We start from the raw sequence: 21902 nt of genomic DNA on the forward strand, positions 1-21902 counted from the left end.
TTAGCGAGCATCTTTATCCGACCGGATGCGCCCGTCCGGTCGGATGATGCTCTAGCGTCCTGATTCCGAAATTCGCAAGCGAATTTCGGAATCGAAAGGACACCAGAATCAATATTTTAGTGGCCTGCTGGTCCGAGAAATTCTCATAAGAATTTCTCGGGCAGGACACTAATCCCTGCCCTTGTTGCGCATCAGCCGGGCCTTGTCGCGCTGCCAGTCGCGATCGGCGATGGCCTGGCGCTTGTCGGCCTTCTTGCGTCCCTCGCCGATGCCCAGCGTGACTTTTGCGACGCCGCGGGCGTTGAAGTGAATATCCAGGGGCACCAGGGTGACGCCGTCGCGCGCCACGGCGCCCAGCAGCTTGTCCACCTGCTTGCCGTGCAGCAGCAGCTTGCGCGGCGCGCGGGTATCGAAGCGCGACAGGACGCCGCCCTGATATTCGGGGATATAGCTGTTGAACAGCCAGATCTCGCCGTTACGGTCGCCGGCATAGGCTTCGTTGATGGTGGCGCGGCCGAGGCGCAGGCTCTTGACCTCGGGGCCCTTCAGGACCAGCCCGGCCTCGATCGTCTCGATGATCGTGTAGTTGAAGCGGCCCTTGCGGTTCTGTGCCGCGATCCCGGTCGAGATCATGCCGCTCTTTTTCTTCTCGGCCATGGGCTAGTTCAGCAATCCCGCGAGGGCCAGGGCATCGCGCACCCGGGCGCGGGATTCGTCGGACAGCGGGGCCAGCGGCAGGCGGCAGGTCTCGCCGGCCAGGCCCAGCAGGCTGGCGGCGTATTTCACAGGTCCGGGGTTGCTTTCGCAGAACAGCGCGTCGTGCAGCGCCGACAGCCGGTCCTGGATCGCCATGGCGTCGGCCACGCGGCCGTCCTGCCAGGCGCGGTGCATTTCGGCGCACAGGCGCGGGGCGACGTTGGCGGTGACGCTGATGCAGCCCGTGCCGCCGGCTGCCAGGAAGGACACGGCGGTCCCGTCTTCGCCGGAAAGCTGGATGAAGGGCTTGTGGCGGATGGCGCGACGGACCTGCAGCGGGCGCAGCAGGTTGGCGGTGGCGTCCTTCACCCCCACGATGTGCGCGTGTCGCGCCATGCGGGCCATGGTTTCGACCGAGATATCGACGACCGAGCGGCCGGGAATGTTGTAGATGAACAGCGGCAGGTCGGTGGCGTCCGCGACCGCCATGAAATGACGGTAGAGTCCTTCCTGCGTCGGCTTGTTGTAATAGGGCGCGACCACCAGGACCGCGTCGGCGCCGGCGGTCTTGGCATGGCGGGCCATGGCGACGGCCTCGGCCGTGCTGTTGGAACCGGCGCCGGCGATGACGGGGATGCGGCCGGCGACCGTCTGGACGGTGAATGCGACGACGCGGGCATGCTCGTCATGGCTGAGGGTCGGGCTTTCGCCCGTCGTGCCCATCGGGACCACGCCCGAGCTGCCCTCGGTCACCTGCCAGTCGATCAATCGCCCGAATGCCGGAAAATCCAGCGATCCGTCGGTGTCCATCGGCGTAATCAGGGCGGTGATGGAGCCCTTGAACATGGTCGTTTCCACTTGAATCTCGCAGTCTTTGAGAATGGGCGCTGCCTTGGGGCGGGTCCAGGGGCCACGGGGCGCCGGTCCGTTCATGCCTCTGTTAATGCGGGGTGCGGGGGCAAGACAACTCTCGATCGGTGCGAAAGGCCCGATGCGGGCCGTTTGCGTCCGTGGAGGCCCTGCCCCCTATCGTTTGTCCGCCTGTTTGGCGTCCGTCTGTTTGGCGCCCGCCTGTCCGGCGTCCGTGTTCTCAGGGACGTCCCGACGGAAGGGGGCGGCGGGATAGACGCCCAGGATCGACGCGTTTTCGGAGAAGAAGGCGAGTTCGGCGAGGGCGCGGGACAGCGCCGGGTCGTTGGGGTGGCCTTCGACGTCCATCAGGAACTGGGTTGCGGCGAACGAGCCGTCGAGCATGTAGCTTTCGAGACGGGTCATGTTGACGCCGGCGGTGGCGAAGCCGCCCAGCACCTTGTACAGCGCGCCGGCGGTGTTGCGGACGCGGAAGAGGACGGTGGTGATCGTGTCGGGCTGGCCCGCCGGGGGGCGGGCGGCGTCACGCGAGGCGATGTAGAAGCGCGTGGTGTTGTGGGACGCGTCCTCGACATTCCGGCGCAGGATGACCAGGCCGTTCAGTTCGGCGGCGAGCGACGAGGCGACGGCCACGTCCTCGGGGTTGCCCCACTGGGCCACCAGTTCGGCCGAGCCGGCCGTGTCGAATTCGACGACCGGGGTCAGGCCCAGCTCGTCGATGATGCCGCGGATCTGGGCCATGGCGACGGGGTGGGTATGGATGCGGCGGGCGGTGGCCAGCGTGCTGCCGGGAACGCCCATCAGGCAATGTTCCACCCGCTGGAAATGCTCGCCCACGATGTGCAGCCCGGCCTGGGGCAGCAGTGCGTGGATGTCGGGCACCCGGCCGGCCAGGCTGTTCTCGCACGCCAGCATCGCCTGGTCGGCCCGGCCGTCATGGACCGCCGCGATGGCCTCGGCGAAGGTCGCGCATGGCAGGGTGGCCCAGCCCGGGCGGGCCTGGCGGCAGGCCAGGTCGGAATAGGCTCCGGGCCGCCCCTGGAAGGCGATGATGCCGTGGGTGGGTGCGTTGGGCGCGGACATGGTCATGCCTCCCCTCCCCGTTGCCCTTCCTGTGTCAGCGCGCGGCGTGCGCGGGCCAGGTCGTCCGGCGTGTCGACGCCGGACGGCGCGTGGTCGATGCGGCAGCATCCGATCGTCATGCCGGCTTCGAGCGCCCTGAGCTGTTCCAGCTTCTCCCGCCGTTCCAGCGCGGATTCCGGCAGGCCGACGAAACGGGCCAGGGCCGCGCGGCGATAGGCGTAGATGCCGACATGGTGCCAGAGCGGGCCCGTGCCCCAGGGAATTGCCGCGCGGGAGAAATACAGCGCGCGGGCGATGCCGTGCGGATCGTCGTCGGCGAAGGCGCAGGCGACCTTGACCACCGAATCGCGCGCGGCCTCGTCGGCATCGGCGATGGGGGCGGCCAGGGTGCCGATATCGGTGCGGGGATCGGCCAGGGGGCGCAGCGCGGCCCCGAGGGTGCGGGGATCCAGCCCCGGCAGGTCGCCCTGCAGATTGATCACGACGTCGTGCCGGCCGTCCGGGTCGGCATGGCCGAGCGCCTGCCACACGCGATCCGAGCCCGACGGCAGGGCCGGGTCGGTCAGGATGGCGGTGCCGCCGGCGTCCTGGACCACGCATGCCAGGTCGCGATCGGAGACCGCGACGATGACGGGGCCGATATCGGCGGCGCGCGCGCGCGCCAGCACATGCAGGATCATGGGCCGGTCGCCGATCATGGCCAGGGGTTTGCCCGGCAGCCGCACGGAGGCCATGCGGGCGGGGATGACGATGATCGGGTTCATGGGGAAGATGGGGCCTTGGACAACGGAAGCAGCTTGGTCGATCCCGACGGTGGAATGCCGGTGCGGACATGAAAACCCCGTCCCATGTGGAACGGCCGGGCGATGCTTCACACAAGGCGGCGCGCAGTCTAGGTAAGGTGCTGCCTCTATGCAACCGAAACGCAGCGCAACCAAAACGCAGGCGGAGCCCCGTATCCCGGATGGACAGCAAGAACGCGAACCGTATCGGTGCCGCCATCCTGGTGGCCGTGCTGGCGATGGCGGGCAGCATCGGCGCGGGCTATCTGGCCGTGCCGTCCGACATCCCTGCCCATGCGCTGTTCGTGCTGCCGAAGCCCGCGGATGGCGGGCAGCCCGGTGCGGCCGGCCCGCCGGGCGCCGAATCGATCGCCGAAGCGGTCGCGCATGCCGACCCCAAGGCCGGCCAGGCCCTTGCGGCCCGGATGTGCGCGATGTGCCACAGCTTTGCCAAGGGCGGCCCCGCGATGATCGGCCCCGACCTGTACGGCGTCGCCGGCAGTGCGGTCGGAGACATGCCGGGCTATGATTTCTCGCCCGCCCTGGCGGCGCACAAGGCGGAGCATTGGACCGACGACACGCTGTCGGCCTGGCTGGAGGCGCCGGCGCGCTTCGCCCCCGGCACCCGCATGGCCTTTCCCGGCGTGCCCGAAGCGGGGGACCGCGCGGCGATCATCGCCTTTCTGCATACCCTGTCCGATGGAGGAAAATGACGGTGAGCCTGCATGACGCGGACCGGTTGCTGGCGGCGGCGGAGGCGGCGGCCGACGTTGCGGGGTGCGTGATCCGCCCCTTCTTCCGGATGGGGGTGGCGGCGGACGACAAGAGCGACGAGAGCCCGGTGACGATCGCCGACCGGACGGCCGAGCGCGCGATGCGTGCCGTGCTGGCCGAACGCCTGCCCGAGCATGCCGTGCTGGGCGAGGAGTTCGGGCTGGAGCGCGACGGGGGCCGGTATTGCTGGGTGATCGACCCGGTGGACGGGACGCGGGCCTTTCTGACCGGCCGGCCGATCTTCGGCACGCTGATCGCGCTGCTGGAGGATGGGGTGCCGGTGTTGGGCGTGATCGACCAGCCGGTGACCGGCGAACGCTGGATCGGCGTAAGGGGGCGGCCGACGCGCTATGAATCGCGTCATGAGCCGCGCTGGGGCGGCGTGCCGGGGACGCGGCGCTGTGGCGCGATCGGGCTGGCGGAACTGTCCTGCACGTCGCCCGAGATGATCGCCGGCGCCCCCACGCCGCATTGGGCGGCGCTGAGCGGGCAGGTGAAGCGGGTGACCTGGGGCGGCGACTGCTATGCCTATGGCCTGCTGGCGCTGGGGCAGATCGACGTGATTGCCGAATGCACGATGAAGATCTGGGACTGGGCGGCCCTGGTGCCCGTGGTGGAGGGCGCCGGGGGGCGCGTGACCGACTGGCACGGTCAGGCGCTGCATGCCGGCAGCGACGGCACCGTGCTGGCGGTCGGCGATCCGGCGTTGCTGGAGGTGGCGTCGTCGCTGCTGACGACCGGCGGGTGACGGGTACCACGCCGGCCGCTTGAACGCGGGCGGCGTGGTACCGATGTGCGCTCGTGGCACGCGATGGCCGGCAGCGGCCCGCGGGATCGCGGTCGTGGATTTCCCGGGCCGGACACTGGAAATTTTAGCGGCCTGCTGATCCGAGAAATTCTCATAAGAGTTTCTCGGGCAGGACACTAGGCATCCATCCGTCGATCGGATAGGAGCGACATCTTCTTCGAATAGGCGCGAGCATTCGACATGAGCAGCGAGACCACCAGCCACCTGTCCCTGGCGAAGGACAAGATCCGCATCCTGCTGCTGGAGGGGATTCATGACAGTGCGGTGTCGCTGCTGCGGGCGAACGGGTACGAGAACGTCACGCGCCTGTCCAAGGCCCTGGAAGGGGCCGCGCTGCGCGAGGCGCTGGAGGGGGTGCATATCGTCGGCATCCGCTCCCGCACGCAACTGACCGCCGAGATCATCGCGGCGGCGGACCGGCTGATCGCGGTCGGCTGTTTCTGCATCGGCACCAACCAGGTTGATCTGACGGCCGCGCGGGTTCAGGGCATCCCGGTCTTCAACGCCCCGTACAGCAATACGCGTTCGGTCGCCGAACTGGTGATGGGCGAGGTCGTGATGCTGATGCGGCGGATTTTTCCCAAATCCGTGCAGTGCCATGAAGGGGGCTGGAACAAGTCGGCCGCCAATAGCTGGGAAGTGCGGGGCAAGACGCTGGGCATCGTCGGCTATGGCTCGATCGGGTCGCAATTGTCGGTGCTGGCCGAGGCGTTCGGCATGCGCGTGATCTATTACGACGTGATCGACAAGCTGGTGCACGGCAACGCCACCCCGGTCGAGACGCTGAACGACCTGCTGGCGCAGAGCGACGTGGTCAGCCTGCATGTGCCGCAACTGGAGAGCACCGCGAACCTGATCGGCGCGGCGCAGATCCGCGCGATGAAGCCGGGGTCGTTCCTGATCAACAATGCGCGGGGCAACGTCGTCGACCTGGACGCACTGGCCGGGGCGCTGAAGGACGGGCACCTGCTGGGTGCCGCGATCGACGTCTTTCCCGTCGAGCCCAAGGGGGCGGGGGATCAGTTCGCCTCGCCGCTGCAGGGGTTGGACAACGTGATCCTGACCCCGCATATCGGCGGGTCGACGGCCGAGGCGCAGGAGCGGATCGGCGTCGAGGTGGCGCGCAAGCTGATCGAGTATTCCGACGTCGGCTCGACGCTGGGCGCCGTCAATTTCCCGACGGTGCAACTGCCCGAAAGCCCGCGCGGCACGCGCTTCATGCACGTGCACAGCAACGTTCCGGGCATCATGATGCAGATCAACGAGATCTTCTCACGCGAGGGCTGCAACATCACCGCGCAGTACCTGCAGACCGACGGCGAGCTGGGTTATGTGGTCGTGGAGGCCGATACGGGGCGGGATGTCGAGAAGGACAGCCGCATCCTGGCCCGGCTGCGCGACCTAAAGGGCACCATCCGCGCCCGGCTGATCTATCAGCATTCCTGAAGGCAGCCCTCTCGCCCGTCAGGACGGAGAGGGCGGCGCGCCGAGGGCGAAGCGGCGGAATTGCAGGGCGACGCTTCGGCGCAGGGATTCGAAATCGGGCCGGACCTGGTTGTGCAGGGCGCGGACGCTGTCATGGACGGCGTAGAAACGCAGCCGCCGGCCGCCTGCGAGCAGGATGGCGGCGCCCAGGAAGGTACCGTCGACCTCGATGATAATGGAATCCAGCAGCATGAGGAAAATCCAGAAAATATATGGGATTTTTCGGTCCGGATCGCCCCGGGCCGCTTAGATGCCGAACGCCGGGGTGGTTTTGCGGTTCCCGCCGGCCGGGCATTTGAGCGCCTTGCCCGCCGGCCGGCGGATGCCCTTGACCCGCCGCGCGGAGAGGGGCAGAAAGGCGCGAGCAGGCGTGATTGCGGCCCTTTGCCTTGGTCGGTTCCATGCGCCGATGCCGGGTTAGCACAGCGGTAGTGCAGCGGTTTTGTAAACCGAAGGCCGGGGGTTCAAATCCCTCACCCGGCACCATTCCATGCGGCGGGAACCATGCCAGACATGCATGGCCGACCTGCGTTACCATGCGCGCGAATCTGTGACCCGCCGGGACGTTCTGGTGCGACTCGGCCGTGGACCGGGACGGTATGGATCTGATATCGTGCCTCTGTTGCAACACACAATATGCGAAACGACGCAGGCGGCCCGATGGGCCCGCAAGAAAGATCAGGCGCGTTTCAGGCTGAGGATGTGTGTGCGTGATTTCTATTTTCGGGTTGTGAGCTGGCTGTTGTCTGACCTGTAGAGGGAGGCATTGCGATGCTGAAAGCTGACCGGTTCGTGCCGTCGGATCGTACCGCCTGTGCCGCCGCGCCGGGTTGCGCGCCTGTCGACACGTTTCATGCATGCCCCCTGGGGCTGGAGCCGGAGGATGTGTCCAGGATGTCCGGATCGCCGGTGGGGCAAGCGGAGCCGCGGAGCCGGCTGGAATGGCTGGCGCCGGTCGTGTCCCTGCTGTCGCTGCTGACGGCGGTGATCGCGCTGGCCGACGACATGCTGCACCATATGGTCCCGTAGGCGCATGGTTCGGTAAAACCGGACTTGTAGATGGCCTGGGAGATGTCCTGGGAGATGTCCTGACGGAATAAAGACGAAGAATTCGCGCGTATCGTTCCCGGATGTCTTGATGATGGACGCAAATGACGGGCCGGGAACGGGCCGTTTGACGTGTCCCGGACAGCGTCCATTGGGGGATATGTATCATGAACGGGTTCTCATGCAGGCCGATCGGGCTGGGTATCGCGGCCCTGCTGATGCTGGCGCCGATGGCTGCCATGGCGCAGGACGAGATGGCGCAGGAGGACGCCGCGCCGCAGGAACGGGTCACCGTCGAGGGTGCCGTCCAGAAGGTGCCGGTGCGGTATTTCAGGGCCGACCTGGCGACCGAGGCGCGGGCCCGCATCCTGGTGCGGCGGCTGGACCGCGCGGCGCTGGAAGCCTGTGGCGACAGCACCGCGATCGCCGAGGATCTGCGACGGGTCATCGCGCGTTCGGCCTGCCGGCGCGACGCAGTGATGCGCGCCGTCGGCGATGTCAATGATCCGACCCTGTACAGGGCGGTGAATGATTTCGGCTTGCCGCAATAACGGCGATCCTGTGCGTCCGTCCGTCCGTTAATCCGTTATGGCGCTTCCCCCGTGTCCGTTGCATTGTAGGGTCCGTGCATTGTAGGGCCCGGGGAGAGGCGGCGCGCAGTCGGGTGATGACGGGCATTTTTCCGGGCGGGAATTTTCTGGACAGAACGCTGAACGGGGCCCTGAACGGGGTCTTGAGCAGGCGCTCGGACGGGCGCGGGATCGCGACGGTCGCGATCTGCGTCGTCTGGTGCCTGTGCGCGCTGGCGAGCGTGACCTGGACCCGGCATGGCGGCGGCGTGTCGATGATCTGGCCGGCCAATGCCGTGATGCTGGCCGCCATCCTGCGCATACCGGGGTTCGACCGGCGGTTTTATCCGCTTTTGCTGTTCATCATGGCGGCGCTGGTCAATCTGGAGGACCATCGGCCCTGGATCGTTGTGCTGGGCTTTGCGGGGGCAAACACGATCGAGGTCGTCCTGGCGGCGGGGCTGGTCCGGCGCATCAGTCCGGTTTCCAACCTTTTCGGGCGGGTGGACTGGGCGTTCCGCTTTGCGGTCGCGATCTTCCTGTCGGTTCTGTGCTCGGCGCTGGTGGCCGGAGGGGCATTGTTCCTCGGCGAGGGACGGGCCTGGATCGGCGGCGGCATGATCTGGATGATGGGGCACCTGCCCGGCCTGCTGATCATCGTGCCGATGCTGCTGGCCCTGCAGCCCCATGGCGATGGCCCCCATGGCGACGGCGACGACATGGCGGCCCGTGCGCGCATGCCGCGGCGCCTGACGGTGCTGGCCCTGATGGTCCTGGCGGCGGTGGCCGCCATCGTCGCGTTCGGCCAGTCGCGCTATCCGGTGCAGTTCCTGCTGCTGCCGCCGCTGCTGCTGGCGACCTATCGCCTTTATGCCCAGGGGGCGGCGCTGTCCGTCGCGGTCATCGGGATCATCGGCAGTTTCTTCATCTTTACCGGCAGCGGGCCGGGCATGGCCTTTCACGGGCCGTCGGCGGTCAAGGTCTATATTTTCGAGTTCGACCTGGCGACTATCTTCTTCTGCGCGCTGCCGCTGGGCGCGGTGCTGACACAGCGCGACCAGAAGACGGCCCTGGCCGAACAGCGGCTGCAGGATTTCCGCCTGCTGGCCGACGGGGTGGGGGACGTGCTGTTCCGCGTCGATGACGGGGGGCACTGGAGCTATCTGAACCCCGCCTTCGAGCGGATGTCGGGATTCGACGTGCCGAGCCGGATCGGCCAGCCGATGCTGGACGGAATCGTGGCGGAGGATCGTCCGGCCCTCGCACTGGCCGAGGCGGAGCTGCGGGGTGGGCAGCGGCAGGACCTGCGCCAGATCGTGCGGATCAGCCGGCGGGACGGCGCAATCCGCCATGCCGAGATCGTGGCCTATCGCCTGGACGGCGGGCGCGGGTTCGGCGGATTGATCCGCGACGTGACCGACCAGATGACGGTCGACGCCCGGAACCGGCAGATCGCCGCGGCGCATGAGCTGGCGGCCAACACCGACGAGCTGACCGGCCTGCCCAATCGCCGCGCCTTCTTTCACGCGCTGGATGCCTGCCTGCCGGAAGCGGCGCCGCACGTGGCGGTGGCGATGTTCGACCTGGACCATTTCAAGTCCATCAATGACCGGTACGGTCATCCTGTCGGCGACATCGTGCTGCGGCGGGTGGCGATGGCGGTGCAGGCCGCCCTGCGCGATACCGACCTGGTGGCGCGGATCGGTGGCGAGGAATTCGCGATCCTGATCGTGGGCGAAACCGCCGAACGGGCCGTCGGGCTGGCGCGGCGCGTCGTACGGGTGGTGTCGGCCGAGCCGATCGAGGTGCCGTCCGGCCCGTCGCTTCATGTGACCATCAGCATGGGCGTGGCCTGTCGCGAGGGGGCCGAGACCCGGTCGGCGCTGATGGATCGGGTGGACCAGGCGCTGTATGCCGCCAAACGCGGGGGACGGAACCGCCTGACGATCGCGGGCACGCCGCTGAACGCCACGCATGTCGACGCGACCGGAGGATAGCCGGGGAGATGACCGGGGACGGCGATGCGCCGTCAGAGCAGGCCGGCCTGGCGGAAGCTGGTCGAGGCGCCGTTGCCGACGATGACGTGGTCGCGCACCCGCAGGCCCAGTACGGCGGCGATCTGTTCCAGCCGCCTGGTCATGGCGATGTCCTCACGCGACGGCATCGGGTTCCAGCCGGGGTGGTTGTGGACCAGGATCAGTTCGCTGGCCTTCAGCCGGATGGCGCGGCGCATGACTTCGCGCGGGTAGACGGGGGTCTGGTCGATCGTGCCCTGGGCCAGGACCTCGTCGGAAATCAGGCGCGCGTTGCGGTCCAGGAACAGGACGCGGAATTGCTCGACCGTCTCGCGCGCCAGGGATGCCTGCAGATAGGCCGTCAGCGCCTCGTGACGGGCCAGCAGGTTGCCCTGGCGGATGCGCGCGCGCATCAGGCGGATCGCGGCCTCGCGCAGCAGGGGCAGCAGGGTGCGGACCTGTTCGCGCCCCGCGGTCGCGGCGGCGAGTTCGTCGGGTTCGGCAGCGAAGACGGCGCCGATGGTGCCGAAACGCGCCAGCAGGTGCGCGGCGACGGCCGGGGCGTCGGCGCTGGGCGGCAGGCCGAGCGCCAGGATCGCGGCCAGCAGGGTCGTATCGTCCAGGTCCCCGCCCTGCCCGGCCAGGATCGCATTCATGCCTTGAAATCCTCGAGTCGGGTGCGGGGCGGGCCGGCCGTGGGCGCGACAGCCCCGACCTGCCAGTATATAGGAGATTCGAAGCCTAGTCGTGCCTCGGGAATTCATGGGCGAATTTCGGAGATCAGCGGGCCGTTAAATGATTGATTAAGCTGGCACCCCGAAGCTGAGATCCGGTGAATTTCAGCTTCGGGGTACTGGACGAGGAGCGTTGCCGGCATGAATGCCCCATTCCCGCTGACCCGTCACGATGCGGTTCTTCTTGATCTCGATGGCACGATCGTGGATTCGCGCGCCGGAATCATCGGTTCGCTGCACGATTCGCTGCGCGATCTGGGGCACGAGCCGGACCCGCAGGTGGATTTGACCTGGGTGGTCGGGCCGCCGCTGCACGATCTGGTGGCGCGAGTGCTGGAGCATTACGGCGACGACCGCGCCGAAGAGGCGGTCAGGCTGTATCGCTATCATTACGAACGGCAGGGCATGCATCGCAGCGCGGTCTTTGCCGGGATGGACACGGTGATCGAGACCGTGGCGCAGTCGGGGGCGCGGCTGTTTCTGGCGACGTCCAAGCCGGTGCACCTGGCGCGGGCGATTTTGGACCTGCGCGGGCTGACCCGGTATTTCACCGCCCTGTACGGCGCCCAACCCGACGATAGCGGCGCGGAGAAGCCCGAGCTGATCGCGTGCCTGCTGCATGAGCAGGGCGTGCCGGCGGCGCGGGCGGTGATGGTGGGAGACCGGCGGTTCGACATCAGCGGGGCGCATGCCAACCATGTGCGCGCGCTGGGCGCGCTGTGGGGCTATGGCGGCGAGGAGGAGCTGACCGAGGCCGGGGCGGACGCGCTGGTGAACGATCCGGGCGAATTGCTGGGCGCGATCCGTACGCAACTGGCGGCCGCGCATATGCACCCGGCGGCCGAATAGGGGCGCCGGGTGCTTTTGGAGGCGGGCTGTTGAGGCAGGCTTTTACAGCCTGCCCTGCTGGCGCAGGCTGAACCATTGGCCACGCCGCAGCATCAGGTGGTCCTGCACCGCCAGGGACAGGTTCTGCGCGTGGTAGGAGATGGCCTGCATCAGCACGGCATCGCGATCGACCAGCGCCGCCGGCGGCGGCCAGGCCGCGGCGAGCCGGATGCCCACGAAGGCGGTGGCGTGCAGGTCGAGCGCGCGGAGCAGGATGTGGCGCTGGATCGCGTCCAGGTCGCCCTGGTCGAGGGCGGGGTCGATCGGTTCGTCGGCGATGATGTGATTGCCGCTGTCCAGGAACAGGATCCGCATCTGCCCGGCGGGGGCGTCGGCGAGAATCGTATCGCAATAGGTCAGCACCGCGTCCCAGTCGCGCACGTGCTGGCGGGTCAGCGGGTCGGACCGCGACAGGCGTTCGGCCACGCAGGCGGGCAGCATCAGCGGCAGGGCGACGCGGTCGGACAGGCCGGCCGCGCGCAATTGCTCGGCCGAGGCCGAGAGCAGCGCGCCCAGGCTGCCGAACCGGTTCAGCAGCGCCTTGGCCGTCGGTTTGGTGTCGCGGCGCGGAATCGCGAGGAAGAGCAGCATCTCGACGATTTCGTAATCGGCCAGCGACGCCGCGCCGGAGGCCAGGATCCGGGCACGCATGCGGGCGCGGTGGCCCGCTGGTCCGGTCTCCTTGAACGGGGCATGACGCGAGGCGGCGTTCGCGGCATCCCTGCCCGTTCCTGTCATTCGGCCTTCTCCTTCACGTCCGGCGCCGGACGCCCTATACGGAAAACGTGACCCATAGCCCAAACCCTTCTTCCGACCGACCGGATTATCTGCAGCGCCTGAACCCCGAGCAACGGGCGGCGATCGAGACGACCGACGGTCCGCTGCTGGTCCTGGCCGGCGCCGGGACCGGCAAGACCCGCGTGCTGACCACGCGCTTCGCCCATATCCTGCTGTCCGGCCGCGCGCGGCCGCACCAGATCCTGGCGGTGACCTTTACCAACAAGGCGGCGCGCGAGATGCGCGAGCGGATCGGCGCGATCCTGGGCACGCCGGTCGAGGGGCTGTGGCTGGGGACGTTCCATGCGCTGTGCGCGCGCATGCTGCGCCGGCATGCCGAATATGTCGGGCTGAGCAGCGGCTTTACCATCCTGGACACCGACGACCAGCTACGCCTGCTGAAGCAGGTGATCGAGCCGCTGCGCATCGACGCCAAGCGCTGGCCGCCCCAGGGCATATTGGGGGTGATCCAGCGCTGGAAGGATCGCGGGCTGACGCCCGAGCGCGTGACGCCGGCCGAGGACACGGATTTCGCGAACGGACAGTGCCGGGCGGCCTATGCGGCCTATCAGGCGCGGCTGATCCAGTTGAACGCCTGCGATTTCGGCGACCTGATGCTGCACGTGACCGAGATCCTGCGGACCCGGCCCGACGTGCTGGCGCAGTATCACCGCCTGTTCCGCTATATCCTGGTGGACGAATACCAGGACACCAACACGATCCAGTATCTGTGGCTGCGGCTGCTGGCGCAGCGCGAGGGGCAGAGCGCCAATATCTGCTGCGTGGGGGACGACGACCAGTCGATCTATTCCTGGCGCGGGGCGGAAGTGGAGAACATCCTGCGCTTCGAACGCGATTTCCCGGGCGCGGTCATCGTGCGGCTGGAGCGGAATTATCGTTCGACCGCGCAGATCCTGGGCGCGGCGTCGGGGCTGATCGCGCATAATGACGGGCGGCTGGGCAAGACGCTGCGCCCGGGGCGCGAGGATTCGTCCGGCGAGAAGGTGCGGGTGGTCGCGGTCTGGGATTCGGACGACGAGGCCCGGATGGTCGGCGAGGAGATCGCGCGGCTGCGTGCCGGGGGCCATTCCCTGGCCGAGATGGCGATCCTGGTGCGGGCGGGATTCCAGACCCGCGCGTTCGAGGAGCGGCTGATCGCGCTGGGCGTGCCCTATCGCGTGGTGGGGGGGCTGCGCTTCTACGAGCGGGCGGAAATCCGCGATGCGCTGGCCTATATGCGCGTGCTGAGCCAGCCGGCGGACGATCTGGCGTTCGAGCGGATCATCAACGTGCCGAGGCGCGGCATCGGGGCGGCCGCGCTGCAGAAATTCCACGCCGTCGCCCGGGTCGGGAACATGCCGCTGACGCAGGCGGTGCAGGACATGCTGGCGGGCGGCGAGATCAAGGGCCGGGCGCGCGAGCCGATGGCGGCGCTGATGGACTGCCTGCAGCGCGGGCGCGACGCCTTGCCGCGCGAGGGGCATGTGGTGGTCGTGGAGACGCTGCTGGAGGAGGCCGGCTATATCGACATGTGGAAGGCCGATCCGTCGCCCGAGGCGCCGGGCCGCGTCGACAACCTGAAGGAGCTGGTGCGGGCGCTGGCGGATTTCGAGAGCCTGGAAGGGTTTCTGGAGCATGTCGCGCTGGTGATGGAAAACGAGGAGAATGCCGGGGACGCGCGGGTCAGCCTGATGACCCTGCACGGCGCCAAGGGGCTGGAATTCGACACCGTGTTCCTGCCGGGCTGGGAGGAAGGGGTGTTTCCGTCCCAGCGGACCCTGGACGAGGGCGGGTTGAAGGGGCTGGAGGAAGAGCGGCGCCTGGCCTATGTCGGCATTACCCGTGCGCGGCACCGGGCGATCATCAGCCACGCCGCCAGCCGGCGGATCTATGGCAACTGGCAGTCGGCGATCCCCAGCCGGTTCATCGAGGAACTGCCCGACGAACATGTCGCGACCAGCGGCGCGGCATCCCAGGCGCGGACGCGGACATTCGGGCATGCGCCGGAATTTTCCCAGGCCTTTCCGGTCGTGGCGCGGCGGGCGCGGATGACCGAGGCGCTGGCGCGCGGGACGGCCCCCGATGCGGCGTCCGGCGCGCGGTCGGCCGCGGCTGCGTTCGGGGCGGGCGAGCGGGTGTTCCACCAGAAATTCGGATACGGGACGGTGACGTCGGTCGATGGCAGCCGGCTGGAGATCGCCTTCGAAAAGGCGGGGTCGAAACGTGTCCTGGACCAATTTATCGAGAAGATATCATGACGAGCGAGCTATCATGACGGCCTTGGCCCGTCGGCATGCGACGGAACTGGAAACCATTGCCGTGACCGTGCCGGCGGAAGCCGTCGAAGCCTATGAGGAGGCGCTGTCAGTCGTCTGCACCACGATCGGCATCTTCGAGATGGATGACAGCCAGATCCTGTGGCGTGTCGAGGGCGTGCGCGACCTGGGGCATGGCGAGGGCGAACTGGCCGCGGCGCTGGCACTGGCGGCCGCCGTCACCGGGCATGAGGCGGAGCTGGACCGGGTGCGGACCGAGGCCGAGGGATGGCTGGCGCGGACCTATGAATCGTTTCCCGAGCAACTGGTCGGGCAACGTTTCGCGGTGCGCGGCACGCATCTGGATGGCGAGAGCGCGTCGCGCCGGATCGCGATCACGCTGGATGCCGGCATGGCGTTCGGGTCGGGCGAGCATGGATCGACCCGGGGCTGCCTGCGCGCGCTGGAACGGGTGGCGCATCGCCGGCCCAGGCGGATCCTGGATATGGGCTGCGGGTCGGGCATCCTGGCGATGGCGGCGGCGGCGCTGCTGCGCCGGCCGGTCCTGGCGATCGACATCGAGCCGTGGTCGGTGCGCACCACCCGGCAGAATGCCGCACTGAACGGGCTGGGGGCGCTGGTCGAGGCGCGGCTGGGCAATGGCTGGCGCACGCCGGGGCTGAAGCGGCGCGCGCCGTTCGACCTGGTGTTCGCCAACATCCTGGCGCGGCCGCTCTGCCTGATGGCCCAGGACCTGGCGCTGCACCTGGCGCCGGGCGGCACGGCGATCCTGGCCGGTCTTTTGCACGGCCAGGCCGGCATGGTGCTGGCCGCGCACCGGCGTCAGGGGCTGGTGCTGGAGCGGCGGCTGACCGAAGGCGACTGGACCACGCTGGTGCTGCGCAAGCCGTCCGGCGGTCATGCCGGCTGAGACGGCATGATATGAATGTAAAATAATAGGCTGAATTTCAAATATAAAGGATGATGCCATGACCGATATCGCCTCGCGCCTGCCGGCATTGCGCGTCGTTCTGGCCCGGATGGGGGTGGATGGCTTCATCCTGCCGCGCGGGGACGAGCATCTGGGCGAGTATGTCGCGCCCTGCGCCGAGCGGCTGGCCTGGCTGAGCGGTTTTACCGGCAGCGCCGGCATGGCGGTGGTGCTGCGCGACGGGCCGGCCGCCGTGTTTTCCGATGGCCGCTACATCACCCAGATGGACCAGCAGGTGGACGGCGCGGCATGGGCGCGGCTGCATATCCGCGACACGCCCCCGGCGCAGTGGCTGGCGGAGAATGGCGGCCGGGGGCTGCGTATCGGCTATGACCCGCGGCTGATGGCCGAGGCCGGGTTGCAGCCCTTTGTCGATGCCGGGCTGACGCTGGTGCCGCTGGCCGCCAATCCGGTGGACGGGATCTGGTCCGACCGCCCTGCCCCGCCGGCCGGCCCGTGCCTGGCGCACGGCCTGGAATTCGCCGGCGAGGCCAGTGCGGCCAAGCGGGCGCGCATGGCGAGGATCCTGGCCGGGGACGGGCAGCAGGCCGTCGTGCTGGGGGACCCGACATCGGTCGCGTGGCTGTTGAACATTCGCGGCCGCGACCTGCCCGATACGCCCGTCTGCCTGGCCTTTGCGATCCTGCATGACGATGCGCGGGTCGAATTGTTCATCGACCCGGCGCGCGTGCCGGCCGAGACGGCGGCATGGCTGGGGGCGGACGTCACGGTCCGGCCGCCCGGCGAACTGGACGCGGCGCTGGGCGCCCTGGGCGGGCGGCGCGTGCGGATCGACCCGGCGGGGACCGCGATCTGGTTCGTCCAGGCGCTGGAGGCCGCCGGAGCCACCGTGGCGCGGGGCGGCGATCCATGCGTCGTGCCCAAGGCGCGCAAGAACGGCGTGGAGCAGGATGGCGCGCGGCGCGCCCATCTGGTGGACGCAATCGCGCTGTGCCGCTTTCTGCACTGGCTGGACAGCGAGGGGGTCGGGCGGAGCGAACTGGCGGCGGCGGCACGGCTGGACGCGTTTCGCGCCCTCAGCCCCGATTATCGCGGCGAGAGCTTTCCGGCGATTTCCGGTTCGGGCCCGAACGGGGCGGTGATCCATTACCGGGTGACCGAGGCGACCGATCGGACGATCGGGGCGGATGAGGTCTATCTGATCGACAGCGGCGGGCAATATCCGTTCGGCACCACCGACGTGACGCGCACGGTCTGGACCGGGCGGGGGCCGGGGCCGGACGTGGTGCGCGGGCCGTTCACCCGCGTGCTGCAGGGCCATATCGCCCTGGCGCGGGCGCGTTTCCCCGCCGGCACCACCGGCCATGCGCTGGATGCGCTGGCGCGCTATGCGCTGTGGCAGGCGGGGATGGATTACGACCACGGCACGGGCCACGGCGTGGGCAGCTACCTGTCGGTCCATGAGGGGCCGGCCTCGATTTCGCCGGTCCATCGGCCGGTGGCGGTCGAGGACGGGATGATCCTGTCGGACGAGCCCGGCTATTACCGTCCCGGCGCGTTCGGGATCCGGCTGGAGAATCTGCTGCTGGCGCGGCCGGCGGCGGCGGAGGCGAACCGGTCCTTCCTGGCGTTCGAGACGCTGACCCTGGCGCCCTTCGACCGGCGCCTGATCGATGCGGGCCTGCTGACGCCGGAGGAAATCGCCTGGATCGACGCCTATCACGCGCGGGTGCACGACGCGGTGGCGCCGCATCTGGGCGACGCCGAGGCGGCCTGGCTGCGCGCAGCCTGCTCGCCGCTCGGGGGGGCGCCGCTCGGGGCGGCGTAGCGCCGCATAATGTGACCGGGAAAGGCCGGGGGGCGGCGGGGAGCGGAATTGTCACCCGCCGGCCACCGGCCTACCACGATACGGGCCTCGGCGTGATCGTACCGCCTCGCGAACGGTGCGGGACATGCCGGATGGCTGTCAGAGATCCTGCACAGAGGGAGAATTTCGACAATGTCCGCTGCTGAAAAGACCATTCCGGCAACCCTGATCCCCGGCGACGGGATCGGGCCCGAGATCGTGGAATCCGTCATCGAGATCCTGGACGCGGTGGGTGCGCCCTTCGCCTGGGAAAAGCGGCTGGCGGGCATGGCGGCAGTCGACGCGACGGGCAACCCGCTGCCCAAGGAGACGATCGAGAGCATCCACCGCACGGGCCTGGCGCTGAAGGGCCCGCTGACCACGCCGGTCGGCGGCGGGTTCAAGTCGATCAACGTGACGCTGCGCCAGGAATTCGGGCTGTATGCCAATCTGCGCCCCACCCGCACGATCGTGCCGGGCGGACGGTTCGAGAATATCGACCTGGTGCTGGTCCGCGAGAACCTGGAAGGCTATTACGCCGCGATGGAACATTACATCCCGGTGGGCGACGACCCGCACGGGATCGCGATGGGCGCGGGCTATAATTCGCGCGCCGAATGCAATCGCATCGTCCGCTTTGCCTTCGAATATGCGGTGAAGAATGACCGCAGGAAGGTGACGCTGGTCCACAAGGCCAACATCCTGAAGCTGCTGACCGGGCTGTTCCTGGAGGAAGGCCGCAAGGTCGCCAAGGAATATGAAGGCCGCGTCGCATGCGACGAGCGCATCGTCGATGCCTGCGCGATGCAACTGGTCATCGATCCGTGGCAGTATGACGTGATCGTCACCACCAACCTGTTCGGCGACATCCTGTCGGACCTGACGGCCGGCCTGGTCGGCGGGCTGGGCATGGCGCCGGGCGCGAATATCGGCGAGAAGGCCGCGATCTTCGAGGCGGTGCACGGTTCGGCGCCGGACATCGCCGGCAAGAACGTCGCCAATCCGCTGGCGCTGCTGATGGCCGCGAACCTGATGCTGGGGCATGTCGGGCGCCAGGACCTGGCCACCCGGATCCAGGGCGCGATCGACGCCGTGGTGACCACCGGCGCGGCGCGGACCCGCGACCTGGGCGGCACCGCCGGGACGCGCGAGCTGACCGCGGCCCTGAAGCAGAAACTGGTCTGAACCGTGTTGCCGGCCCCCAAAGGCGCTTGCAGAGGCGCTTGCAGCGGCGGGCCGGCGATCGTTTAACGCCCGCGGGTCAACTGCCCCGGTAGGTCGAGAACCCGTAGGGCGAGACCAGCAGCGGCACGTGGTAATGGCCGCCCTTGCCGTCCGGTCCCGGCCGGGCGACGCCGAAGGCGATGGGCACCACGTCCAGGAACGGCGGGTCGCTGAGCGCGACGCCCTGGGCCCGGAAATAGGCCGCCACCGCGAATTCCAGCCGATAGGCGCCCGGCGCCAGCCCGGCGCCGTCCGCCCCCCCGACCCCGGCCAGTTCGGGGCAGCGGCCGTCGGCGTTGGTGCGGCCGGCGAACAGGCGGTCGGGTCCCGACCAGAGCGAGAGCGCCATTCCGGCCGCCGGACGGCCCGAGACCAGGTCCAGGACGTGGCTGGACAGGGTGATCATGGCGCGTTCTCCGCGTTTTCCGCGAGGGTCTTGAATGTGTCGGCCAGGCGCAGGCCGGCGATCTTGCCGATTTCCACGATCGCGGCCTGCAATTCGGCCTGCGGCGTGTGGGCGACGCGGCGTTCCATTTCCGACAGGATGACATCCTTGTCGGACAGCCGCACGCAGATCACGAACGGCATGGCGAAGCGCGCGGCATAGGCGTCGTTCAGCCGGTTGAAGCGGGCATATTCGTCGGGGGTGAGCCGATCGAGCCCGGCCGATGCCTGTTCGGCGGCTGAGGCCTGCGTCAGGGTGGGATCGAGACCGGCGCGGCGCGCCAGTTCGGGGTGGGCCCGCACCAGGGCCAGTTTTTCGTCGTCGGCCGCGCGGTCCAGCACGCCGGTCATGGCCAGGAGCATCGCATCCGGCGTGGCGAAGGGGCGCAGCGCCGCGGCGCGTTCGGCCACCCAGGGGGAATGTTCGAACAGATGGCCGAAGGTGGCGACGAAATCGGCCGGGGCCATGGCGTTGACCCGGTTCATGGTAACGGAAGGGGTGGTCATGCGGGGTGAACCTTGAGCCAGTGGCGGGCGATATCCAGCCGGGTGGCGACCCAGACGCGGTCATGGGCCATGACATGGTCGAGGAAGCGCGCGACCGCCAGGGCGCGGCCGGGGCGGCCGGCGACGCGGCAATGCAGGCCGACCGACATCATCCGGGGCGTCGTGGCGCCTTCGGCGTACAGCATGTCGAACGTGTCGCGCAGGTAGCGGAAGAACTGCTCGCCCTCGGTAAAGCCGTTCAGCGCGACGAAGCGCATGTCGTTCGCGTCCAGCGTGTAGGGCACGATCAACTGGGCGCGTCCGTGGCTGCGGTCGTAGTACGGCAGGTCGTCGGCATAGGAATCGGCGTCGTAGACGAAGCCGCCTTCCTGGGCGACGAGGCGCGCGGTGTTGGGGCTGGTGCGGCCCTGGTACCAGCCCAGCGGGCGCGATCCGGTCAGTTCGGCATGCAGCGCGATGCATTGGCGGATATGCGCGCGCTCGACCGCCTCGGGGATGTCCTGGTAGTCGATCCAGCGCAATCCGTGGGAGGCGATTTCCCACCCTGCCCCCAGCATCGCCGCGACGGCATCGGGATTGCGGGCCATGGCCATGGCCACGCCGAACACGGTGACCGGCAATGCGCGTTCGGTGAACAGCCGGTACAGGCGCCAGAAGCCGGCGCGGGCGCCGTACTCGTACAGGCTTTCCATCGCCATCGCGCGCGCGCCGGGAATCGCGCGGGCGCCGATCATTTCGGACAGGAAGGCCTCGGACCCCGCATCGCCGTGCAGCACGGAGTTTTCGGCGCCTTCCTCGTAATTGATCACGAACTGGACGGCGATGCGCGCCTGGCCGGGCCACTGGGCCTGCGGCGGATGGGCGCCATGGCCCGCGAGGTCGCGGGGATAGTCCGCGCCGGTCACGACGCGGACTCGTAGGACGCGCGCGCGGCGTCGACGGCATTGCCTTGCGGGAGAGAGAAGCCCTCGGCGCGGAGGGAGGCCTCGAGTGCGGCGAGGGTGATGAGCACCTTGTGCTTCATGGCGTTGTAGCCCATGGCGCCGATGCGCCAGATCTTCCCCGCCAGGGGGCCGAAGGCGGTGCCGATCTCGATTTCGAATTCCGCGCGCATGCGGGTGCGCACCGCCTCGCCGTCGATGCAATCGGGGATGTGCACGCCGGTGACGTTGGTCATGCGATGCGCGTCCTGGCCATACAGGGCCAGCCCCATGGCGCGCAGCCCGGCGCCCATCGCCGCCCCGGCCGCGCGGTGCCGGGCGAAGCGGGCCTCCAGCCCCTCTTCCACCATGATCCGCGCCGCCTCGCGCGCCGCATAGAGCATGGAGGTCGCCTCGGTATGGTGGTTCAGCCGCTGCTCGGACCAGTAATCCATGACCATCGCCAGGTCGAAATAGTTCGAGCCGATGCGCGGCCGCGCGCCGTCGCGGCTGCCGGCGGTGCGGATCCCGGCCTCGACATGGCGGCGGGCCATGATGTGCGCCGCCGCGCGGTCCGAGATCGTGATCGGCGCCGAGCCCGGCGGGCCGCCCATGCATTTCTGCAGGCCGCCCGTCACCACATCCACCCCCCAGGCATCGGTCGCCACCGCCATGCCGCCCAAGGTGGCGGTGGCGTCGACATAGGACAGCACGCCGTGGCGGCGGCAGATGTCCCCCACCCCGTCCAGCGGCTGCGCCATGGTGGTGGAGGTGTCGCCGTGGATGGCCGCGAAGACCTGCGGCTGGTGTTCGACGATCGCGGCCTCGATCTGCCCGCGGGTCGCGACCGCGCCCCAGGGGATGTCGAGGACGCGGATGTCGGCGCCGATGCGCCCGGCGATTTCCGACAGCAGCAGGCCGAAGCGCCCGGCGCGCAGCACCAGCAGCCGCGCCCCCGGTTCGACCAGCGAGACCAGCGCCGCCTCGATCCCCGCCCGCGCCGTGCCGTCGACCAGGAAGGTCCAGCGGTTTTCCGTCATGAACACATGACGATACAGCGCCATCGTCTGGTTCATATACCCCGTCATCTCCGGGTCGAACTGCCCCAGCATGTCCGCCGCCATCGCGCGCAGCACCCGCGGATGCACGTTCACCGGACCCGGGCCCATCAGCAGCCGGTGCGGCGGGTCAATCTGTCCGAACATGGGCGGTTCCTTCCTCCGTCT

General features: G+C 68.8%; 22 protein-coding genes and 1 tRNA gene. 12 read left to right on the top strand and 11 right to left on the bottom strand.

All coding sequences use genetic code 11. The features are described 5' to 3' along the window. Positions 1-168: 168 nt before the first annotated feature. The 4 genes from smpB to QN315_RS01020 all read right to left on the bottom strand — a co-directional run bounded on the left by smpB (position 169) and on the right by QN315_RS01020 (position 3413). Complete coding sequence (gene smpB, locus QN315_RS01005; RefSeq protein WP_323991128.1) at positions 169-657, bottom strand: SsrA-binding protein SmpB; 489 nt, start codon at positions 655-657, stop codon at positions 169-171. 3 nt (positions 658-660) lie between these two features. Further along, positions 661-1542 (bottom strand): 4-hydroxy-tetrahydrodipicolinate synthase, encoded by an 882-nt coding sequence (gene dapA, locus QN315_RS01010; RefSeq protein ID WP_218064361.1) that lies wholly within the window; start codon positions 1540-1542, stop codon positions 661-663. A gap of 180 nt (positions 1543-1722) precedes the next feature. Continuing rightward, the gene (locus QN315_RS01015; RefSeq protein ID WP_323993718.1) at positions 1723-2649 is read right to left on the bottom strand and encodes a prephenate dehydratase; all 927 of its coding nucleotides are present in this window, start codon (positions 2647-2649) and stop codon (positions 1723-1725) included. Between the two features lie 2 nt (positions 2650-2651). Then, positions 2652-3413 carry a 3-deoxy-manno-octulosonate cytidylyltransferase gene (locus QN315_RS01020; protein WP_323991129.1) on the bottom strand — a complete coding sequence of 254 codons (762 nt, stop codon included), beginning with the start codon at positions 3411-3413 and terminating at the stop codon, positions 2652-2654. A 200-nt stretch (positions 3414-3613) separates the two neighbouring features. Here QN315_RS01020 and QN315_RS01025 point away from each other — a divergent pair, with 200 nt between their 5' ends. The 3 genes from QN315_RS01025 (at position 3614) to serA (ending at position 6459) form a co-directional block, all read left to right on the top strand. Further along, a complete protein-coding gene (locus tag QN315_RS01025; protein WP_323991130.1) occupies positions 3614-4144 on the top strand; it encodes a c-type cytochrome in 531 nt (176 codons plus the stop codon). Continuing rightward, a complete protein-coding gene (locus QN315_RS01030) occupies positions 4141-4953 on the top strand; it encodes an inositol monophosphatase family protein (protein ID WP_323991131.1) in 813 nt (270 codons plus the stop codon). The genes QN315_RS01025 and QN315_RS01030 overlap by 4 nt, the downstream gene beginning before the upstream one ends. Positions 4954-5193: 240 nt before the next feature. Next, entirely contained in the window at positions 5194-6459 is a 1266-nt protein-coding gene (serA, locus tag QN315_RS01035; protein WP_323991132.1) for a phosphoglycerate dehydrogenase, read from the top strand. Positions 6460-6477: 18 nt separating this feature from the next. Here serA and QN315_RS01040 read toward each other — a convergent pair whose 3' ends face one another. Next, positions 6478-6690 (bottom strand): hypothetical protein, encoded by a 213-nt coding sequence (locus QN315_RS01040; RefSeq protein WP_323991133.1) that lies wholly within the window; start codon positions 6688-6690, stop codon positions 6478-6480. A 219-nt stretch (positions 6691-6909) separates the two neighbouring features. Here QN315_RS01040 and QN315_RS01045 point away from each other — a divergent pair. From QN315_RS01045 to QN315_RS01060, 4 genes are all read left to right on the top strand, one after another. Then, positions 6910-6984 (top strand) — tRNA-Thr (locus tag QN315_RS01045). Between the two features lie 285 nt (positions 6985-7269). Then, positions 7270-7527, top strand: coding sequence for a hypothetical protein (locus QN315_RS01050; RefSeq protein ID WP_323991134.1), 258 nt, complete (start codon positions 7270-7272; stop codon positions 7525-7527). A 185-nt stretch (positions 7528-7712) separates the two neighbouring features. After that, a complete protein-coding gene (locus QN315_RS01055) occupies positions 7713-8096 on the top strand; it encodes a UrcA family protein (protein ID WP_323991135.1) in 384 nt (127 codons plus the stop codon). A gap of 182 nt (positions 8097-8278) precedes the next feature. After that, positions 8279-10111, top strand: a complete 1833-nt coding sequence (locus tag QN315_RS01060; protein WP_323991136.1) for a diguanylate cyclase — start codon at positions 8279-8281, stop codon at positions 10109-10111. Positions 10112-10143: 32 nt separating this feature from the next. Here the strand turns inward: QN315_RS01060 and QN315_RS01065 are convergent, their stop codons facing one another. After that, the gene (locus QN315_RS01065) at positions 10144-10785 is read right to left on the bottom strand and encodes a RadC family protein (protein ID WP_323991137.1); all 642 of its coding nucleotides are present in this window, start codon (positions 10783-10785) and stop codon (positions 10144-10146) included. Positions 10786-11004: 219 nt separating this feature from the next. On the opposite strand from QN315_RS01065, the gene QN315_RS01070 reads away from it, so the two are divergent. Continuing rightward, positions 11005-11712: an HAD hydrolase-like protein gene (locus QN315_RS01070; protein WP_323991138.1), complete on the top strand. Its 708-nt coding sequence runs from the start codon at positions 11005-11007 to the stop codon at positions 11710-11712. Between the two features lie 42 nt (positions 11713-11754). On the opposite strand, the gene QN315_RS01075 is transcribed toward QN315_RS01070, so the two are convergent. After that, entirely contained in the window at positions 11755-12489 is a 735-nt protein-coding gene (locus tag QN315_RS01075) for a JAB domain-containing protein (RefSeq protein WP_323991139.1), read from the bottom strand. Between the two features lie 47 nt (positions 12490-12536). Here QN315_RS01075 and QN315_RS01080 point away from each other — a divergent pair, with 47 nt between their 5' ends. The 4 genes from QN315_RS01080 (at position 12537) to QN315_RS01095 (ending at position 18766) form a co-directional block, all read left to right on the top strand. After that, the gene (locus tag QN315_RS01080) at positions 12537-14786 is read left to right on the top strand and encodes a UvrD-helicase domain-containing protein (RefSeq protein WP_323991140.1); all 2250 of its coding nucleotides are present in this window, start codon (positions 12537-12539) and stop codon (positions 14784-14786) included. Positions 14787-14799: 13 nt separating this feature from the next. Next, entirely contained in the window at positions 14800-15714 is a 915-nt protein-coding gene (locus QN315_RS01085) for a 50S ribosomal protein L11 methyltransferase (protein ID WP_323991141.1), read from the top strand. A gap of 58 nt (positions 15715-15772) precedes the next feature. Further along, complete coding sequence (locus tag QN315_RS01090; RefSeq protein ID WP_323991142.1) at positions 15773-17563, top strand: aminopeptidase P family protein; 1791 nt, start codon at positions 15773-15775, stop codon at positions 17561-17563. Between the two features lie 171 nt (positions 17564-17734). Next, positions 17735-18766: an isocitrate/isopropylmalate family dehydrogenase gene (locus QN315_RS01095; RefSeq protein WP_323991143.1), complete on the top strand. Its 1032-nt coding sequence runs from the start codon at positions 17735-17737 to the stop codon at positions 18764-18766. A 76-nt stretch (positions 18767-18842) separates the two neighbouring features. On the opposite strand, the gene uraH is transcribed toward QN315_RS01095, so the two are convergent. From uraH to QN315_RS01115, 4 genes are read right to left on the bottom strand one after another with little or no spacing between them, the layout of a single operon-like run. Next, positions 18843-19211, bottom strand: coding sequence for a hydroxyisourate hydrolase (gene uraH / locus QN315_RS01100; RefSeq protein WP_323991144.1), 369 nt, complete (start codon positions 19209-19211; stop codon positions 18843-18845). Continuing rightward, entirely contained in the window at positions 19208-19756 is a 549-nt protein-coding gene (gene uraD, locus QN315_RS01105; RefSeq protein ID WP_323991145.1) for a 2-oxo-4-hydroxy-4-carboxy-5-ureidoimidazoline decarboxylase, read from the bottom strand. The genes uraH and uraD overlap by 4 nt, the downstream gene beginning before the upstream one ends. Next, entirely contained in the window at positions 19753-20661 is a 909-nt protein-coding gene (puuE, locus tag QN315_RS01110; RefSeq protein WP_323991146.1) for an allantoinase PuuE, read from the bottom strand. The genes uraD and puuE overlap by 4 nt, the downstream gene beginning before the upstream one ends. Further along, positions 20658-21881, bottom strand: coding sequence for an alanine--glyoxylate aminotransferase family protein (locus QN315_RS01115; RefSeq protein ID WP_323991147.1), 1224 nt, complete (start codon positions 21879-21881; stop codon positions 20658-20660). The genes puuE and QN315_RS01115 overlap by 4 nt, the downstream gene beginning before the upstream one ends. Between the last annotated feature and the right edge of the window lie 21 nt (positions 21882-21902).

It is taken from the genome of Nguyenibacter sp. L1, from assembly GCF_035199985.1.
In the GTDB taxonomy this organism is placed as follows: domain Bacteria; phylum Pseudomonadota; class Alphaproteobacteria; order Acetobacterales; family Acetobacteraceae; genus Gluconacetobacter; species Gluconacetobacter vanlangensis.

Bases quoted from the DNA above. Each gene is read 5' to 3' on its own strand.
- QN315_RS01070 (WP_323991138.1), top strand. From the start codon at position 11,005: ATGAATGCCCCATTCCCGCTGACCCGTCACGATGCGGTTCTTCTTGAT.
- smpB (WP_323991128.1), bottom strand. From the start codon at position 657: ATGGCCGAGAAGAAAAAGAGCGGCATGATCTCGACCGGGATCGCGGCA.
- QN315_RS01040 (WP_323991133.1), bottom strand. From the start codon at position 6,690: ATGCTGCTGGATTCCATTATCATCGAGGTCGACGGTACCTTCCTGGGC.
- QN315_RS01025 (WP_323991130.1), top strand. From the start codon at position 3,614: ATGGACAGCAAGAACGCGAACCGTATCGGTGCCGCCATCCTGGTGGCC.
- uraD (WP_323991145.1), bottom strand. From the start codon at position 19,756: ATGACCACCCCTTCCGTTACCATGAACCGGGTCAACGCCATGGCCCCG.
- QN315_RS01090 (WP_323991142.1), top strand. From the start codon at position 15,773: ATGACCGATATCGCCTCGCGCCTGCCGGCATTGCGCGTCGTTCTGGCC.
- serA (WP_323991132.1), top strand. From the start codon at position 5,194: ATGAGCAGCGAGACCACCAGCCACCTGTCCCTGGCGAAGGACAAGATC.
- QN315_RS01015 (WP_323993718.1), bottom strand. From the start codon at position 2,649: ATGTCCGCGCCCAACGCACCCACCCACGGCATCATCGCCTTCCAGGGG.
- QN315_RS01030 (WP_323991131.1), top strand. From the start codon at position 4,141: ATGACGGTGAGCCTGCATGACGCGGACCGGTTGCTGGCGGCGGCGGAG.
- uraH (WP_323991144.1), bottom strand. From the start codon at position 19,211: ATGATCACCCTGTCCAGCCACGTCCTGGACCTGGTCTCGGGCCGTCCG.
- QN315_RS01020 (WP_323991129.1), bottom strand. From the start codon at position 3,413: ATGAACCCGATCATCGTCATCCCCGCCCGCATGGCCTCCGTGCGGCTG.
- QN315_RS01050 (WP_323991134.1), top strand. From the start codon at position 7,270: ATGCTGAAAGCTGACCGGTTCGTGCCGTCGGATCGTACCGCCTGTGCC.
- QN315_RS01075 (WP_323991139.1), bottom strand. From the start codon at position 12,489: ATGACAGGAACGGGCAGGGATGCCGCGAACGCCGCCTCGCGTCATGCC.
- QN315_RS01115 (WP_323991147.1), bottom strand. From the start codon at position 21,881: ATGTTCGGACAGATTGACCCGCCGCACCGGCTGCTGATGGGCCCGGGT.
- QN315_RS01085 (WP_323991141.1), top strand. From the start codon at position 14,800: ATGACGGCCTTGGCCCGTCGGCATGCGACGGAACTGGAAACCATTGCC.
- QN315_RS01055 (WP_323991135.1), top strand. From the start codon at position 7,713: ATGAACGGGTTCTCATGCAGGCCGATCGGGCTGGGTATCGCGGCCCTG.
- dapA (WP_218064361.1), bottom strand. From the start codon at position 1,542: ATGTTCAAGGGCTCCATCACCGCCCTGATTACGCCGATGGACACCGAC.
- QN315_RS01065 (WP_323991137.1), bottom strand. From the start codon at position 10,785: ATGAATGCGATCCTGGCCGGGCAGGGCGGGGACCTGGACGATACGACC.
- QN315_RS01095 (WP_323991143.1), top strand. From the start codon at position 17,735: ATGTCCGCTGCTGAAAAGACCATTCCGGCAACCCTGATCCCCGGCGAC.